Raw genomic sequence first — 15100 nt, 5'->3', positions numbered from 1 at the left:
TCGCCTACCTCCGCGCCCGCGCCGAGATCCGCTCGTCGCGGTAGGACTTCGCGTACTTGCGGACGGTCAGCTCCTTGAAACCGAGGGAGTCGGCGAGTTCGCGGACCGCGTCGTTGCGGGTCGGGCCGTGGTCGCTGAGCAGCGGGTGGTCGTGGTTCGCGCCCTGATCGGTCAGGTGGTCGGCGGCGTTGTAGAAGGCCTGCTTGGCGCTCGGGCGGGCGGAGCCGTTCGCGGCGCCTGCCGGAGGGGTGGGGTGCGCGGCGGGTTCAGCCGGCTCATCCGGTTCAGCCAGCTCGACCGGCACGACCGGCACGACCGGCACGACTGGCACGACCGGCTCGACCGGCTCGACCGGCACGGGCAGTTCCTGCGTCACGACCGCGACGGGAGCCGGTCGCTGGGCCGGGATCGCGGCCGGAGTCCGGGAACGCAGTTCGTTGAGATCCCGTTCCAGGTCGGCTATTCGGCGCTTGGCCGCAGTTTTCTCGTCGTTCCACAGCTGCTCGGCGCTTGTCCGCTCGCGCCGTTCGATCTCCATGTTGGCCGACAGCTCGCGGCGGGACCGTTCGGACTTCTCGAGGGCGATGTCGGTCTCGACCGTCCGCGCTCGGACCGTCTCCAGCTCGTCGCGCAGCTTGGCCACCTGCTTGGTGAGGTCGGCCCGCTCCTTCTGGGCCGCCGAGGTCACGGCGGCCTGATCGGCCTTCAACGTCCGGGAGAGCTCTTCGAGCTTCGCGGCCGCCTCCTCCGCCGCCGCCTGCGACGCCTCCCCTTCCTGGGCCAGCAGTCCGGCGAGCCGCCCGACCTCGGCCGCGTGCTCGTCCGCCTGGTCCTGGGCCTGCCGGAGCTCGGTCTGCGCCTCGTCGATGCCGAGCCGGGCCTGGGCGTCGGCGACCGCCTGGGTGCCGAGGGCGCTCATCAGGGCACTGGGATCGGCGTGCAGACGTGCGTGACGCTGGAGTTTGGCCTTCGCCTTGGCCTCGCGGGCCGCGATCCGCTGGATGGCCCCGTCCCGGGCGTTGTGCTCCTTGAGGATCCTCAGCTTGTCCGAGACCCGGAGGTAGCGCTCGAAGTGCCGGTTGGCGTCCAGGTCGGACAGCGTCGAGCCGTCCGCCGAGGCCAGGCCCAGCCGGATGCCCAGCTCGCGGGGAGTGAAGCGCCACCGGACCTTCTCCAGCGGCTTGCCCTCCTCCTCGGCCTTCCGCTTGCGGGCCTTGAGCCACAGGTCCAGCAGGTCCAGCGTCCACAGCACGGCGATGACCGACGCGACCAGGAGCCGGAACAGGCCCTCGCGGAATCCCGACGAGTCGCTGGCCGACATGCCGCCGGAGGAGAGCGCGAGGATCCACAGCATCACGGCGTAGATGAGCCAGTTGCCGGCTTCCTCGGCCTTCTCCAGCGCCTTGAGGCCGAACGCCAGGATCAGGATCTCCAGGAACGGGAACATGAGGATCTTGTAGGCCAGCGACATGTGCATGACGTCGCCGAAGAAGTGCCACATGCCGGAGGCCTGGACCATGGTCGCCATCAGGGTTCCGAGGGCGACCAGCCCGCGGACCTTGACCGACCGGTCCTTGCCGTGGAGCTTCCAGACCAGCAGCCCCACCAGGCCGAACACGAGCGCGGCCGCCACACCGCCCAGGACCATCGACGGCACCGGATGTTTGTCCGCCCAGGACTGCACGTGGTTCCAACTCATGCCGCCCCCCTGGTCCCGGATTCCGTTTTTCACGCGGCAAGCGTAGGGGGCGTCCCTCATCCGCGGTAGCCGAGACCGGAATCAAGAGACGAACAGAGCCCGTATTCGCCCCGCCACCGGCGGTCGGCGTACGGCCCACCCATCCAACTCAGCGGACACCGGTCCCGATATACGAAGAAACCCCGCATCTGAGGCACCTGCGTGAATTGCATGTTTCCTTCTCCCGTTTCCGGCCGCGAACGAGGAGTCCGCGCAGGACAGGGGCGTCCGGGCTTATCAGGCTTCGTAGTCGACGACTGAACACCCTTATGTCAGTATTCGGAGACCTTCGAGTAGATCATGTCCGGATGTCTGTGATGGTGCGGCACGCGGAGATACGCTCCCTTCGCAGTCAGCGAGAAAGCCCAGCTCAGGGAAGGAGAGGGCGAGGCGAATGACCGTTTTCACCGTGTCTTTCTGCGGTACGGCGTGCACCCGTGACGAGGGTGAGGCCACACGCAGTGACAGCGACATGCGGATCTACAGCCCGGAGACGGGCTACATCCCGGTCCGCGTCCACAAGGAGATCTCCGGCGATCTGCACGCCACCCGGCCCAGCGTGACGGTGCGCGGGGTGGGTCAGAACGACTGGAGCCAGCCGGGGAACACCAGCGAGCCGCTGGTCCTGAGCGGCCCGCTCACGGTTCCCAAGGATCTGCTCAGCGAAGCGCAGAAGTACTCCGGCGGTGACCGGCGATCGACCACCTCGCAGCTCACCGGCTGGGAGGCGGCCGCCCTCGCGTTGCACGGCGCGAACCTCGCAGCCGCCAGCGGCGCGCAGGCGTACAACTTCATCGGGCACAGCCGCGGTGCCGTGGAGTGCATCATGGCCGCCTGGTTCATCCAGGCGTACGGCTCGCCGGCGGTGAAGAACATCCCGATCCGCGTCATCGCCATCGACCCCGTCCCGGGGCCGGGCACGTGGTACGGAATCCTCACCCAGCTCCCGCCGAACGTGGTCTCCTACGTCGGCGTCACCGCGTGGGACCACCTGGACACCGGGTTCAACGGCCTGGTGCCCCGGCCCAACGCCCGGATGGCCGGCAGCACCCAGACCCTGTCCCTGGGCGGCGACTGGATGAACCTGGCGGACAACTATCAGCTCACTGATCCGCTGGCTCCGCCCAAGAGCGGCGCGACCCAGCCCAGCGACTACACGCTGTTCGCGTGCCGCGGCCGGCACGGGACGGTCGCGGGCAACGCGACCGCCGACGGGCAGTACGACGCGGCCAACGTCAGCGCCAGCGTGGCGCGGGTCGGGCAGCTGGTCTACAAGCTGGCCCGGGGCTACCTCACGCAGTGGGGCACGGTCTTCACCGCCAAGTCCGCGGTCGGCCAGAGCGCACTGCAGCTGCGCCAGGAGATCCACCTGGACCACGCGCAGCTCGACAACATGGCCGGCGGGCCGTTGCGGGACAGCGTGAAGCCGCTGCGTCCGTACGTGCGCCGGGTGTCCTCGATCTCCGGAAGCGTCCCGTGGAACACGTACTACCTCGAAGACGTGGTCGGCGATCCGCCGTACCGGCAGCCGTACCCGGTGACAGCGGCCGCCGGCAAGGACGGCGGCTGGGTCCGATGGAACTTCCTGTAGACGAGAGCGAGGGACGTCATGACTGAGATCGACAGTGTGCAACAGAAGGTCCAGGGCTTCTTCAGCGCTCGTTCTGGACGCAACTACATCCGGCTCCTGGACACCCCGCGGGTGTGGGGGATGCCGTTCGGCCCGGCCATCATGGACCAGGCCTGGGCACGGCAGGCCGACTTCGAGCGGGCGCTGGAGGAGTGCGTCCAGAAGTCGTTCCACCGCTGCGACATCTCGTCGCTGAACTGCCCGGACCCGGACTGGGCCGGCATCATCATCGGCGCGATGGACACCGCGCTGAGCGCGAAGTCGGGCCGGACCGCCCCGACGCAGTTCCGGTTCCTGTTCGGCCAGACGCCGATGGTGCCGGTCGGCGAGCCGACGAACTACACGCTCTTCAAGCAGGCCCTGATCCGCCTGGTGCGGGACCGGGGCTCGGCCTGGGAGAAGCTGCCCGACATCTGGCTGGGCCGGTTCTACCGGCTGCGGGAGGGCTTCCTGGACGCGCTGCAGCTGAAGGTCTTCGGCAACGACAGCATGTTCTCCAGCGACGACACCAAGATGACCTGGAACCACTCCAAGATCGTGGTCGTCGACGGGACCACCGCGCTGGCCGGCGGCCACAACCTGAACATGGACCTGTTCCGGAGCTATCCGCCGGTCCACGACATGTCGGTCGTCGTGCACGGGCCCGGCGCGGCCGGCGCCCAGAGCTACCTGGACCAGCTGTGGGCGGTCGGCAACGACCTGCTGAGCTCCGAGCAGCTGGACCCGGCCAAGCTGACCTGGAACAACCGCGACCCCAACACGTCGCGGCCGGCCAACCCGCTCACCGCACCGGCGGCCGTCCAGTACGTCAGCACCCACCAGGCGGCGATCGTCAAGCTGCACGACGGCGACCCCAAGCCCGCCCCGCCGATCGTGCCGCCGTCCGGCCCGGCGCCCGGTGACATCCGCGGCCAGGACCTGGCGACGGTCCCGGAGCTCACCGTGAGCCCCTTCCCGCTCCGGGTCATGTACTCCGAGTACGACGCGCTCACCGAGTACAAGCCGGCCACCGGGATGCTGGCGGTCGGCAAGTACTGGCGCAGCGGCACGGACTTCCAGAACGGGTCCGAGCTGATGAAGCAGCAGCTGATATCGGGGGCGAAGCACTCGATCAAGATGTCGCAGATGGACCTCATCAGTGCCTGGAAGAAGAACTGGTCGGACCACGTGGTCTGCCAGTGGCTGATCCAGGCGCTGATGGCCACCAAGGGACTGACGGTCCAGGTCGTCGTCTCTCCCCTGGACGCCGGCGCCGGCGCGGAGGGCGACCAGTACTCGTTCGGGTCCGGAGCGGTCCGCACCTTCGACCTGATCAAGTACTACATGACGCACGACGTCCAGACCGACGCCGTGCTCCCCGACCCGGGCGGCGCACGCGCCGAGGCGCTGAGCCGACTGTCGGTGGCACCTCTCTATTACACCGACGCCGTCCCTTCGACGAGCAATGTCGAGGGCGACACCTACAAATGGCCCGACCTTCCCAAGGCCGGATACACGGCCACCCTCAAGCAGCCGCCGCTGAGCGAGCAGCCCCCGAAGCAGGGGGTGATCGGCAGCGCCGCGACGTCCGTCCTCAACGCGAGCGGCTACATCTACAACAAGGTCCCGTCCGCCCCCGGCAACCACGCCAAGCTGACGATCATCGACGACGAGGCGTACGTCGTCGGGTCGGACAACCTGTACCCGGGCTCGCTGTCGGAGTTCAACTACCTCATCGAGGGCCCGGAGGCCGTGGGCGAACTGCTCAAGGTCTACTGGGAGCCGCTGTGGAAGTACGCCGGCCCGCACGCCCGCACCGAGAGCAACGACCCGGCGGCCCCGGCGATCCGGCTCGGACCGGCCGGCGCCCAGGGAAGCCCGTTCGACGACACGGCCTCGACCCGGCGCATCGCGAGCCTCGACGTCTACCACGGCGAGATCGTCGACGGCATCCACGCCACGCACGGCGACGGGACCGTCGACCCGCTCCGTGGCGGCAACGGGGTGCCGGTGGGCAGCGCGCCGAAGACCACGCTCACCTTCAGCGAGACGGACCCGCTGGTCGGGATCTCCGGCGAGTGGGGGACGTGGTACGGCGGCCGGTACATCAGCAAGATCCAGTTCCACCAGCGCAGCGGCGCGGTCAGCGCGGTCTTCGGCAGCGGGGCGTCGGTCTCGGGCGCGCAGACCTTCGACCTGCGTGCTCCCAGCCCACAGAGCCAGGAGGTGACGGGCTTCTTCGGGTCGTCCGCGGCGGCGAACAACAACACCGCCCAGTGCCTGGGGTCCATCGGGATCGTCGTCCGATAGCCCGGTGCCCGGTGCCCGGTGAACGCCGACGCGGCGCGTCTCCCGAGGACTCGGGAGGCGCGCCGCTTCTATGCCGGGGTTCGGCAGGCAGCTGCGATCAGGCGATCAGGCGGCCTTGGGAGCGCGGGTCGGGTCGTCGACGGTCGGCCAGGCGCCCTCGCGCCGCGCCTGCTTGACGTCCTCGACGTACTCGCGGCTGAACATCGCGGCGAGCATCGCCACGCCGCCGCGCGCCACGCGCACCTCGCCACTGTGGATCCGGCCAGTCAGCCGGATCCGGCGAACGCCCTCGGCGGGGATGACGCCGTTGCGCTCGTTGTGCTGTCCGACGGCGTCCTTCACCTTGCCGCTGCCGTTCCAGACGATGTCCCGCTGGTCGACGACCGCGTCGTCGGGCAACAGCAGCTTCACCACGGCGCGGTCCAGGTCGAGGTCGACGACCAGCTCGCCGGCCGGCAGCTGCGGGGAGCGCAGGTCGAGCACGACCGAGCCGCGGCGGGCGTGGACCTCGAAGCGCTCGGCGCTGGTCCAGTTGCCCAGGCGCTTGACCGCGGTGTGGTCGACGTGCAGGCGGACCGGCTCGGCGGCCGCCTCGGCGACGGTGCGGGTGGTGGCGGTGGTGGAGATCGTGCTGGTCATGTCGGGTACTCCTCGGGATCTGCCCTCGGTGAGGGACCGGGGTGGTTCGTGCTGACGTCTAGATAGTTGCACTGACACTAGTTCTTTGTCAACTAGAGTCCTTGAAACTAGTCTCTCGGCGGCTATGATGACCGCATGGCAGCCCAGAACCCCTCGCCCGCCGCGACGCGCCGCTCCCCGCTGGCGCTCGCCGTCCTCGCCCTGCTCGGCTACAAGCCCCTGCACCCGTACGGCGTGCAGCGGCTGCTCAAGGAATGGGGCAAGGAGAACGTCGTCAACGTCGGGCAGCGCGCGAGCCTGTACAAGACGATGGAGCGGCTCACGGCGGCCGGACTGATCGCGGTGCGCGAGACCGAGCGCGACCAGCAGTACCCGGAGCGGACCGTCTACGAGCTCACCGACGCCGGCCGCGAGGCGGCGCAGGCGTGGATCGACGACATCGTGCGCGTGCCGCGTCCGGAGTACCCCGAGTTCCCGGCCGCGCTGTCGTTCCTGATGATGCTGGAGCCGGACGCGGTGCTGGCCGCGCTGCGCGAACGGCGCGACACCGTGGCGAGATCACTGGCCGCGGCGAAGCAGGGCGTGGCCGACTCCCGGCAGTACGGTCTGCCGAAGGTGACGCTGCTGGACGACGAGTACCTGGTCGCGGTCACCGAGGCCGAGCTGCGGTGGATCGAGGGCGTCGTGACGGAGCTGGAGAACGGCGAGCTGACGTGGAGCCTGGAGGAGCTGCGGCCGTTCGACGAGACGGACACTGAGGCACACACCGAGGCACACACCCAGACAGACACCGGGACGGACACCGAGACCGCGGCCGGCTGATGTGCGACCCCGCCGGGTCGCGACGGGTCGCGACGGGGGATCAGGTCATGTCCGGGTCAGTACCGGGTCAGTACCGGGTCAGTACCGAGTCAGTACCGAGTCACTTCCGGATCGGCCGGTCCCCCGACCGCGCCGGCAGCACCCGGTCCAGCGTCTCGGCCAGCTTCGAGGCCTGCGACGCGGTCATCACCTGGCGCATCTGGCCGAAGACCGACGGGAACTGCTCGGGCAGCAGGATGGTGACGCCGTCGAGGAAGCGCGGGGTCGGTCGCAGGTCCTTGGCGTGCACCACCAGGACCGGCTCGACCTTCACCCCGCTCGGCAGGTTCCGGCCCAGCGCCGAGGTGAGGTTCTGCGCCTCCAGGTCCAGCCGCTTGAGCGTGGTCTCGCGGTTGTCCATGCCGACGAAGAGCTTGTCGCCGATCATCTGCGGCTTGGGGCCGGAGGCCCAGTTCTTCGAGTCCAGCAGGAAGACCCCCGCCGGGCCGATCAGCAGGTGCTCGATGTCCACCGGCGGGATGCCGGGGACCGTGCCGGAGGCCAGCCTGCGGTCGTGCAGGGCGGTGAAGCCCTGGAACCTCAAAGGTTTGATCGCCCGCGCGGTGGCGGCCTCGCCGGAGGCCCGGCGGCCGGCCAGGCTCACGTCCGCGGGCTTGGTGTAGGCCAGGTCCGCCAGCACCAGCGCCACCAGCGCGGCGAAACCCACGCCGAAATACCCGTGGCGGGTCATCGCGGACGCGACGACGCCGCTCACGACAGTGACAGGAAGGGCCCACCACAGGGAGTCCTTGATGCGTTTCCGGCGTTGAGCGGCCCAAGCCGACTGGACGCTGGTGTGTACCGCCCGCAGACTGCTACCCGCCGCGGCCCTCTCCGGCTTCAATTCTCTGAACGCCACTGAAGACCACCCTCCTCGTCACCGACCGTACTCCGATGTGCATGCCCGGCGCAGAGGTATTCACTTACGGCGCCGGCTTGGCGAACCCACGCCACCGCCGATGTGTACCTACAAGCCACATTGTCGTTAGCCTGGCCTGCATGACGCCGCCGCCGCCCGAAGTCGATCCCATGGCCATGACCCTGGAGATCGACGACACCATGGACTTGACGCTCGACGCAATGGTCGGGATCAACGGACCCGTGCCCGCCGGGCCGGTCTATGTCACGGGCGACGTGCACGGCTGTGCGGAGCAGTTGCAGGCCTCGTTGTTCCGCAGCGGCATCACCGACGCCGACGGCGAGTGGGCCGCCGGCTCGGCGTGGCTGTGGTTCCTCGGCGACCTGTTCGACCGCGGCCCGGACGGCATCGGCGTCATCGACACCGTGATGCGGCTGCAGAAGCAGGCCCCGGAGCACGGCGGCCGCGTCGACTGCCTGCTGGGCAACCACGAGGTCATGCTGCTGGCGTCCTACCGGCTGACCGGACCCGGCGCGGACAAGTTCCAGGAGCGGTGGCTCGGCAACGGCGGCCAGCCCAAGGACCTGCGGGCGCTGACCGAGGAGCACGCGCGGTGGCTGGAGTCGCTGCCGGCGATGGCGCTGGTCGACGACCACCTGCTGATCCACTCCGACACGGTGACCTACCGCGAGCTCGGCGGCGACATCGCCACCGTGAACGCCACGGTGCAGGCGGTCCTGCGGGAGTACACGGACCTGGAGTCCTGGGACCGGCTCACGCACCTGGTGACCGCCCGGTTCGCGTTCGCCGACGACGGGACCAACGCACTGGAGTTCCTGGCCGAGTTCGGCGGCTCGCAGATCGTGCACGGGCACTCGCCGATCCCGCTGGTGTTCGACATCCCGGCCGAGGACATCACCGGCCCGATGATCTACGCCGAGGGGCGCGCGGTGAACATGGACACCGGGACGTTCCTCGGGGGGCCGTGCCTGATCAGCCCGCTGCCGTCGATACCGCCGCGGCCGCAGGGCTGAGGTCCGCCGCAAGGCTGAGGTACACCTCCGCCGCAGGGCGCGCGCGGGACCGGCCGCGGTCGAACGCGAGAGGGTCTGCGACGGCGCGGCCACTTCGGAATCTTCCCGCCGCGGAGCCCACCCCGGCACGGTGACCTGTGCGCCCGGCGGCGGCGAGTCTCCCCGGCCCGGACCGCACACGGCGCCAATATGGGCGGTATGCGCAGATTCCTGACATCCCGCGGGGTCCCGGCGTGCGCGGGCCTCAGCCTGACGGCTGTCGCCGCCGCCGCGTTGCTGGCCGGCTGCTCCTCCGCGACCTCGAAGCCGGATCCCTACAAGATCGGCGCGCTGCCGGCCGCCGACGTCGTGACCCAGGGCCACGCCGCCGGACACTGGACCCGCAGCGGCGGCACGCTCCAACTGGTCGGCACGGTGACCCCGGACAGCGCCACGCAGTTCGCCACGGCGCTGGGCTCCGGCGCGGACACCGTGCGCGCCACGGTGACCGGCGGCGACCTGGCCTCGGGCCTGGCGATCGGCCGCACCATCCACGACCGCAAGCTCAACCTGCTGATCGACGGCGCGTGCGCGGGCCCGTGCGCGGACTACTGGTTCCCGGCCGCCGCCACCCGCCGCGGCACCGGCTCGGGCACCTGGCTGGGCTACGTCCCGGACCTGAGCGAGACCGGCGGGGCCACCGCCCAGCAGCAGGCCGCCGAGGCCAAGTTCTACACCGACTCCGGCGTGGACGCCGCGAAGTTCCACGCGGCCCTGGACGGCCAGCTCCGCGAGGTCCCCGGCGGCAGCGCGGCGCCGGGCGCGGCGATGTGGATGCCGACCGAGGCCGATCTCAAGGCCCTGGGCTACTCCGCCGCGACGGTCAAGGACCTGTGGCTGCCGCCGAACCTGGCCTCGGCCAACGCGCAGGCCCGGGCCTGGCAGCAGGTCGTGGCGTACCAGAACACGCTCGTGGGGCTGCCGCCGGTGCCGGAGAAGGGCGCTCCGGCCGTGCCTGCGGCGCCTGCGGCTCCGGCCTCGCCGAAGCCTTCGAAGAAGGCCTAGGCGGTTCGGCGCTCCGGCGCTACAGCTCCCGGCTCTGGGCTCCGGGCTCCGGCCGCGTTCAGGCCGAGCTCGGATCGCGCGCTCGCCGGGCGACACGATGGAGCTGCGGAGAGGTTGGCCGCCGCCGGGCTCAGGGTCGGCTGGTCGCCGCCGACCCGGGCCGCACTCCGCTCGCGCTCGGGCCAGGCGTCTGCCCCCTCAGGTCCGGCCTCAGAGCTTCCCGACCGCCGCCTGCGCCAGCGCCTTGGCGTCGTCCGAGGCGCTGGCGTAGGTGTCGGCGTGGATGACGGCGATGTTCAGGTCGAAGCCGTGCTTGTACACGTCGATCACACCCGGCGTCTGGCTGCTGCGGTAGGCCTCCTCGCCGAGGCCCGAGATCGAGCTCACGGTGCCGGCCGGGATGGTCGCGCGGAAGGCGTCGAAGCCGGACTTGGTGACCCCGGTGAGCGAGATGGTCACCATGTCCGGGTGGCCGGCGTTATAGGCGCAGCTGCGGCCGCCGCTGTTGGACGCTATGGCCCCGGACTTCGAGCCGTCCGGCAGGTGCCCGATCGAGATCACCTGGTCCGCCGAGATCAGCGCGCACGGGTCCGGCACGCCGGGCACCACGAAGCCCTGGGCGCTGCCCGACGCGGCGCCGGTGGGCCCCGTCGAGTTCGTCGCGACCGGCGCCAGCGGCGGCGGGGTGGAGTTCCCGCCGCACGCGGACAGCGTCACGGACACGGTCAGCGCGAGCGCCGCGGTGGCGAGGACGGTGGACCTGGTGCGGATCGCGGGCCTGGGGCTTGGCATGGGGACTAGGGTAGCCGCGGCTCCTCGGGCCCACGCCGGGGCCGGGACCTGCGCCGTCGCCCGCACTATTACCCGCACCATCGCCCACATCACGGCACGCCGGGGCCGGCGCTCACTCCCCGGTGGCACCGTCGATCGCCTCGCGCAGCAGATCGGCGTGGCCGAGGTGGCGCGCGTACTCCTCGATCATGTGCAGGTAGACCCAGCGCAGTGACAGCGTCTCCTCACGCTTCTCGAACGTCTCGTCGAGACTGTGCCCCACACACGCCTGCCGGGCGAGCTCGACCTCCTCGTGGAACACCGTGAAATCGGCCTCGGCGCTGTCCGCGGTGCCGTTGTGGAAGTCGCCGTCGGGGTCTTCCTTGGTCGTGAAGATCTCCTCCAGCTCCTTCCGGCCCAGGAACCGGATCCGGAACCACCAGCGCTCCACCAGCGCCATGTGCCGGACCAGACCCAGGAGCGTCAGGTCCGTGGTGGCCAGCGGCTGCGAGGTCAGCTGTTCCCCGGTGAGCCCGCCGCACTTCCAGAGCAGGCTCTCCCGGTGCCAGTCCAGGAAGCGTTCAAGGCTGTCGCGCTCGGTGTCGGAGGGGACGTTTTCCTGCCGCTCGAAGGACGGTGCGGTCCACACGGCAGGCGAAGTCGATGTTGAAGACATGCGCACAGCGTCTCGGCCCTCGAACCGGTCTGGCAACACTCAGAGGAAACCCGTGTATGGTTGGTCACCGTCGGCACATCACAGGGCCCGCATATATCGCATCATCTCCGGTATATGCGGGCCCTGTTTGCCTTGGGGCCGGTGCGGGGTTTGCGCCGCCTCGCGATCTGCCCCCCGATCAGTCCCCGCGGTCAGTCCACGAGCGGCAGGTAGACGCCCTCGTGCTCGGAGGCCGCGAACTGCGCCGACTTCTCGGCCATGCCGGCCGACAGCGCCTCGACGGTGCCGAGGCCGTGCTCCTCCGCGTACTTGCGGACGTCCTGGGTGATCTTCATCGAGCAGAAGTGCGGGCCGCACATCGAGCAGAAGTGGGCGGTCTTCGCCGGGGCCGCCGGCAGGGTCTCGTCGTGGTAGGCGCGGGCCGTGTCCGGGTCCAGGGCCAGGTTGAACTGGTCCTCCCAGCGGAACTCGAAGCGGGCGTCGGACAGCGCGTCGTCCCAGCGCTGCGCGCCCTCGTGGCCCTTGGCCAGGTCGGAGGCGTGCGCGGCGATCTTGTAGGCGATCAGGCCCTGCTTGACGTCGTCGCGGTTGGGCAGGCCCAGGTGCTCCTTGGGTGTCACGTAGCAGAGCATCGCGGTGCCGTACCAGCCGATCATGGCCGCGCCGATCGCGGAGGTGATGTGGTCGTAGCCGGGGGCGATGTCGGTGGTGAGCGGGCCGAGGGTGTAGAACGGCGCCTCGTCGCACAGCTCCATCTGGAGCTCCACGTTCTCCTTGATCTTGTGCATCGGGACGTGGCCCGGGCCCTCGATCATCACCTGCACGCCGAGCTCGCGGGCGATCTTCGACAGCTCACCGAGCGTGGTGAGCTCCGCGAACTGGGCCGCGTCGTTGGCGTCGTAGATGGAGCCGGGGCGCAGGCCGTCGCCGAGGGAGTACGTGACGTCGTAGCGCGCCAGGATCTCCGTCAGCTCCCTGAAGTTGGTGTAGAGGAAGTTCTCCTCGTGGTGCGCCAGGCACCAGGCGGCCATGATCGAGCCGCCGCGGGAGACGATGCCGGTCTTGCGGGTGGCGGTCAGCGGGACGTAGCGCAGCAGCACGCCGGCGTGGATCGTCACGTAGTCCACGCCCTGCTCGCACTGCTCGATCACGGTGTCCCGGAACACCTCCCACGACAGGTCCTCGGCCTTACCGTTGACCTTCTCCAGCGCCTGGTAGATCGGCACGGTGCCGATCGGGACCGGGCTGTTGCGCAGGATCCACTCGCGCGTGGTGTGGATGTTGCGGCCGGTGGACAGGTCCATGACGGTGTCGGCGCCCCAGCGCGTGGCCCACACCATCTTGTCCACCTCCTCCTCGATCGAGGAGGCCACCGAGGAGTTGCCGATGTTGGCGTTCACCTTGGTCAGGAAGTACCGGCCGATGATCATCGGCTCGGCCTCGGGGTGGTTCACGTTGGCCGGGATCACCGCGCGGCCGCGGGCGACCTCGTCCCGCACGAACTCGGCGCTGACGCCCTCGCGCACCGCGATGTACTCCATCTCGGCGGTGATCACCCCGCGCCGCGCGTAGGCGAGCTGGGTGACGGCGCCGGCGCCCTCGGCCCCACGCACCGGCTTGCGCCCGCCGGAGAACACCGCGTCCAGGTTGCGCAGGTCGGCGGACTTCAGCCCGTCGTCGGTCGGTTGCCAGGTACGGCCCTCGTACTGCTCGGTGTCACCGCGCTCGGCGATCCACGCGCTGCGCAACGCCGGCAGGCCGAAGCGGACGTCGGTACGGACTTCGGGATCGGTGTACGGACCGGAGGTGTCGTAGAGGACGACGGAGTCGCCGTTGGTCAGCGCGATCTCGCGCATCGGCACACGCAGGTCAGCACGCGCGTCGGAGGGCAGGTAGGTTTTGCTGGAAGCGGACGAACCGGAGGATTCGGACGATGTGGACACATCATTGACAGCCGTCATGGCGGCGCTCCCTACGTCGGCATTACCCGGACAGGTTCGGCGGTCGACGGCGCCAGCCGTCCTCTCAGCCCGGTTCGCCCGAGCTCCCGCGTGTATGTGGTTTCAGGGGACACCGTAGCGCGCGTACCGTGATCCGCGTCAATGCCAGGCGAAACGGGAGCACCGATGATCGGCAAGCAGGGCCGCGTGACGGGGCGCATCGCGCCGGGGCTGGTCGGCGAGGTGATGGTGGAGATCCGCGGCGGCAGCGAGGCCTTCCACGCGTACGCGATGACGCCGGGGACGGAGATCGCGAAGGACGCGCTGGTGGTCGTGGTGGAGTACCAGGCGCCTCGGACGGTCTATGTGGAGCAGCTGCTGTAGGGGTTTCTCAGGGCCTTGCGGTTATCGAATACCGATGGCATCGTTTCTCGATACCATCGACTTTCGATATGGGGGAACGGTCATGGAAGGTGTCGCGAAGCAGAAGGCTGCCAAGGTTCGGAATCCGCTGGAGCCGTTGGCGACCTTCAACTGGATGGTGCTGTGCCTGTTGGTGATCGGCTTCGCCGGGGGTGTGATCCTGACCCTGTTCGGCAGCGGCAGCATCCTGGGCTGGGGGCACAGTGCCTACATCTGCGTAAGCACCCAGGGCATGAGCGCCAACACGGCTGGAGGGCCGTTCGATCTCCACCCCCACTCGGGAGTGGGTGTCGGATCAACAGGCCTCCGGCTGTGCGCCGACAAGCCATCGGCTGGCCAGCGCTGGTGGTACACGCTGGAGAACCTGCCCGGTACGGTGACCGCGATCGTGGTGGTACTGATCACCTTCCTGGCGCTCCGACTGGCTCAGCGACATGGTCTCTACACCCCGGGCATCGCCAGCCGCCTTCGTTTGCTCGGGTGGTTCCTGGTGGCGGACTCCGTCCTGCGCCCGACCATCGAGGTCTACGCGTCGCACAAACTGTGGGCCACGATGGCCGACGCTTCCATGCCGACTCAGTGGGACCCCGTCTGGCCCTTCCTGTTCGCCGGGCTCGCCCTGCTCTCCCTGGCCCGGATCATGCGCGTCGGCAGCGCGATGCGAGAAGACCTGGAGGGCGTCGTCTGATGCCGCCGGACAACGCCGACGCCCACTCGATCGGCGTGCACCTGGACCGTCTGCTGGAGGCGCGCGGTCTGACCCTGACCGAGCTCGCCGATCGGGTCGGGGTCACCGTGGTGAACCTGTCGGTGCTGAAGAACGGCCGGGCCAAAGCCATCCGTTTCAGTACCCTGACTGCCTTGTGCCGGGAGCTCGGTTGCCAGCCCGGGGACCTGCTCAGCTACCGGCCGGAGCAGGGCGAATGAATGCGTGAGGCATGCATGTTCCGCTCGTGAGCCCGGCGTGAGAAACGCAAGCGCGATGCAAACGCCCGGGCCGTTCTTCGGCGGTTCCGGCGGGAGTAGAACTTCCCTTGGCACTCCGCAGGGTACGGAGGCCACACGGGAAGGATGTGAACGGTGTCCAGTGCCGTTCCGTACGTCATCGGGGGAGTCGTACTCCTCATCGCAGTGCTCGTATTCCTGTTCAGGGCCATGTGGCGGGTGGCCGAGCCGAACCAGGCGCTGATCGTCTC

14 protein-coding genes are annotated in these 15100 nt (G+C 69.5%); 8 read left to right on the top strand and 6 right to left on the bottom strand.

What is annotated here, in order from left to right; translation table 11 throughout:
- Positions 1-4: 4 nt before the first annotated feature.
- The gene (locus GWK61_RS30135; protein ID WP_194914429.1) at positions 5-1699 is read right to left on the bottom strand and encodes a coiled-coil domain-containing protein; all 1695 of its coding nucleotides are present in this window, start codon (positions 1697-1699) and stop codon (positions 5-7) included.
- A gap of 433 nt (positions 1700-2132) precedes the next feature.
- Between GWK61_RS30135 and GWK61_RS30130 the strand changes: the two genes are divergently transcribed.
- Both GWK61_RS30130 and GWK61_RS30125 read left to right on the top strand, forming a co-directional pair.
- Positions 2133-3329, top strand: a complete 1197-nt coding sequence (locus GWK61_RS30130; RefSeq protein ID WP_194914428.1) for a Tat pathway signal protein — start codon at positions 2133-2135, stop codon at positions 3327-3329.
- An 18-nt stretch (positions 3330-3347) separates the two neighbouring features.
- Positions 3348-5657, top strand: coding sequence for a hypothetical protein (locus tag GWK61_RS30125; protein WP_228563180.1), 2310 nt, complete (start codon positions 3348-3350; stop codon positions 5655-5657).
- 105 nt (positions 5658-5762) lie between these two features.
- Here GWK61_RS30125 and GWK61_RS30120 read toward each other — a convergent pair whose 3' ends face one another.
- Positions 5763-6296, bottom strand: a complete 534-nt coding sequence (locus GWK61_RS30120; protein WP_194914426.1) for a hypothetical protein — start codon at positions 6294-6296, stop codon at positions 5763-5765.
- A gap of 135 nt (positions 6297-6431) precedes the next feature.
- Here GWK61_RS30120 and GWK61_RS30115 point away from each other — a divergent pair, with 135 nt between their 5' ends.
- Complete coding sequence (locus GWK61_RS30115; protein ID WP_194914424.1) at positions 6432-7118, top strand: PadR family transcriptional regulator; 687 nt, start codon at positions 6432-6434, stop codon at positions 7116-7118.
- A 100-nt stretch (positions 7119-7218) separates the two neighbouring features.
- On the opposite strand, the gene GWK61_RS30110 is transcribed toward GWK61_RS30115, so the two are convergent.
- Positions 7219-7872 carry a nuclease-related domain-containing protein gene (locus GWK61_RS30110; RefSeq protein ID WP_194914422.1) on the bottom strand — a complete coding sequence of 218 codons (654 nt, stop codon included), beginning with the start codon at positions 7870-7872 and terminating at the stop codon, positions 7219-7221.
- Between the two features lie 284 nt (positions 7873-8156).
- On the opposite strand from GWK61_RS30110, the gene GWK61_RS30105 reads away from it, so the two are divergent.
- Both GWK61_RS30105 and GWK61_RS30100 read left to right on the top strand, forming a co-directional pair.
- Positions 8157-9050, top strand: coding sequence for a metallophosphoesterase family protein (locus GWK61_RS30105; RefSeq protein WP_228563179.1), 894 nt, complete (start codon positions 8157-8159; stop codon positions 9048-9050).
- 198 nt (positions 9051-9248) lie between these two features.
- Complete coding sequence (locus GWK61_RS30100) at positions 9249-10094, top strand: hypothetical protein (RefSeq protein WP_194914420.1); 846 nt, start codon at positions 9249-9251, stop codon at positions 10092-10094.
- Between the two features lie 210 nt (positions 10095-10304).
- Here GWK61_RS30100 and GWK61_RS30095 read toward each other — a convergent pair whose 3' ends face one another.
- The 3 genes from GWK61_RS30095 to thiC form a co-directional block, all read right to left on the bottom strand.
- Entirely contained in the window at positions 10305-10886 is a 582-nt protein-coding gene (locus tag GWK61_RS30095) for a DUF3558 domain-containing protein (protein WP_194914418.1), read from the bottom strand.
- Positions 10887-10998: 112 nt separating this feature from the next.
- Positions 10999-11541, bottom strand: coding sequence for a DinB family protein (locus tag GWK61_RS30090; protein ID WP_194914416.1), 543 nt, complete (start codon positions 11539-11541; stop codon positions 10999-11001).
- A 191-nt stretch (positions 11542-11732) separates the two neighbouring features.
- Entirely contained in the window at positions 11733-13502 is a 1770-nt protein-coding gene (gene thiC / locus GWK61_RS30085) for a phosphomethylpyrimidine synthase ThiC (protein WP_194914414.1), read from the bottom strand.
- 165 nt (positions 13503-13667) lie between these two features.
- Here thiC and GWK61_RS30080 point away from each other — a divergent pair, with 165 nt between their 5' ends.
- The 3 genes from GWK61_RS30080 to GWK61_RS30070 are packed head-to-tail and all read left to right on the top strand — an operon-like array spanning position 13668 to position 14831.
- Positions 13668-13865 (top strand): NfeD C-terminal domain-containing protein, encoded by a 198-nt coding sequence (locus GWK61_RS30080; protein ID WP_194914412.1) that lies wholly within the window; start codon positions 13668-13670, stop codon positions 13863-13865.
- Positions 13866-13899: 34 nt separating this feature from the next.
- Complete coding sequence (locus GWK61_RS30075; protein WP_194914410.1) at positions 13900-14592, top strand: DUF2975 domain-containing protein; 693 nt, start codon at positions 13900-13902, stop codon at positions 14590-14592.
- On the top strand, positions 14592-14831 hold the full coding sequence (locus GWK61_RS30070; protein WP_194914406.1) for a helix-turn-helix domain-containing protein: 240 nt from the start codon (positions 14592-14594) through the stop codon (positions 14829-14831). The genes GWK61_RS30075 and GWK61_RS30070 overlap by 1 nt, the downstream gene beginning before the upstream one ends.
- Positions 14832-15100: the final 269 nt, after the last annotated feature.

The sequence above is a fragment of the Catenulispora rubra genome, assembly GCF_015356825.1.
Taxonomy (GTDB): domain Bacteria; phylum Actinomycetota; class Actinomycetes; order Streptomycetales; family Catenulisporaceae; genus Catenulispora; species Catenulispora rubra.
Note: the sequence above shows the minus strand (reverse complement) of the source record. Positions and strands in the feature narration are given on the sequence as shown.

Coding starts and splice junctions, on each gene's coding strand:
- GWK61_RS30135 (WP_194914429.1), bottom strand. CDS start 1,699: ATGAGTTGGAACCACGTGCAGTCCTGGGCGGACAAACATCCGGTGCCG.
- GWK61_RS30130 (WP_194914428.1), top strand. CDS start 2,133: ATGACCGTTTTCACCGTGTCTTTCTGCGGTACGGCGTGCACCCGTGAC.
- GWK61_RS30125 (WP_228563180.1), top strand. CDS start 3,348: ATGACTGAGATCGACAGTGTGCAACAGAAGGTCCAGGGCTTCTTCAGC.
- GWK61_RS30120 (WP_194914426.1), bottom strand. CDS start 6,296: ATGACCAGCACGATCTCCACCACCGCCACCACCCGCACCGTCGCCGAG.
- GWK61_RS30115 (WP_194914424.1), top strand. CDS start 6,432: ATGGCAGCCCAGAACCCCTCGCCCGCCGCGACGCGCCGCTCCCCGCTG.
- GWK61_RS30105 (WP_228563179.1), top strand. CDS start 8,157: ATGACGCCGCCGCCGCCCGAAGTCGATCCCATGGCCATGACCCTGGAG.
- GWK61_RS30100 (WP_194914420.1), top strand. CDS start 9,249: ATGCGCAGATTCCTGACATCCCGCGGGGTCCCGGCGTGCGCGGGCCTC.
- GWK61_RS30095 (WP_194914418.1), bottom strand. CDS start 10,886: ATGCCAAGCCCCAGGCCCGCGATCCGCACCAGGTCCACCGTCCTCGCC.
- GWK61_RS30090 (WP_194914416.1), bottom strand. CDS start 11,541: ATGTCTTCAACATCGACTTCGCCTGCCGTGTGGACCGCACCGTCCTTC.
- thiC (WP_194914414.1), bottom strand. CDS start 13,502: ATGACGGCTGTCAATGATGTGTCCACATCGTCCGAATCCTCCGGTTCG.
- GWK61_RS30080 (WP_194914412.1), top strand. CDS start 13,668: ATGATCGGCAAGCAGGGCCGCGTGACGGGGCGCATCGCGCCGGGGCTG.
- GWK61_RS30075 (WP_194914410.1), top strand. CDS start 13,900: ATGGCATCGTTTCTCGATACCATCGACTTTCGATATGGGGGAACGGTC.
- GWK61_RS30070 (WP_194914406.1), top strand. CDS start 14,592: ATGCCGCCGGACAACGCCGACGCCCACTCGATCGGCGTGCACCTGGAC.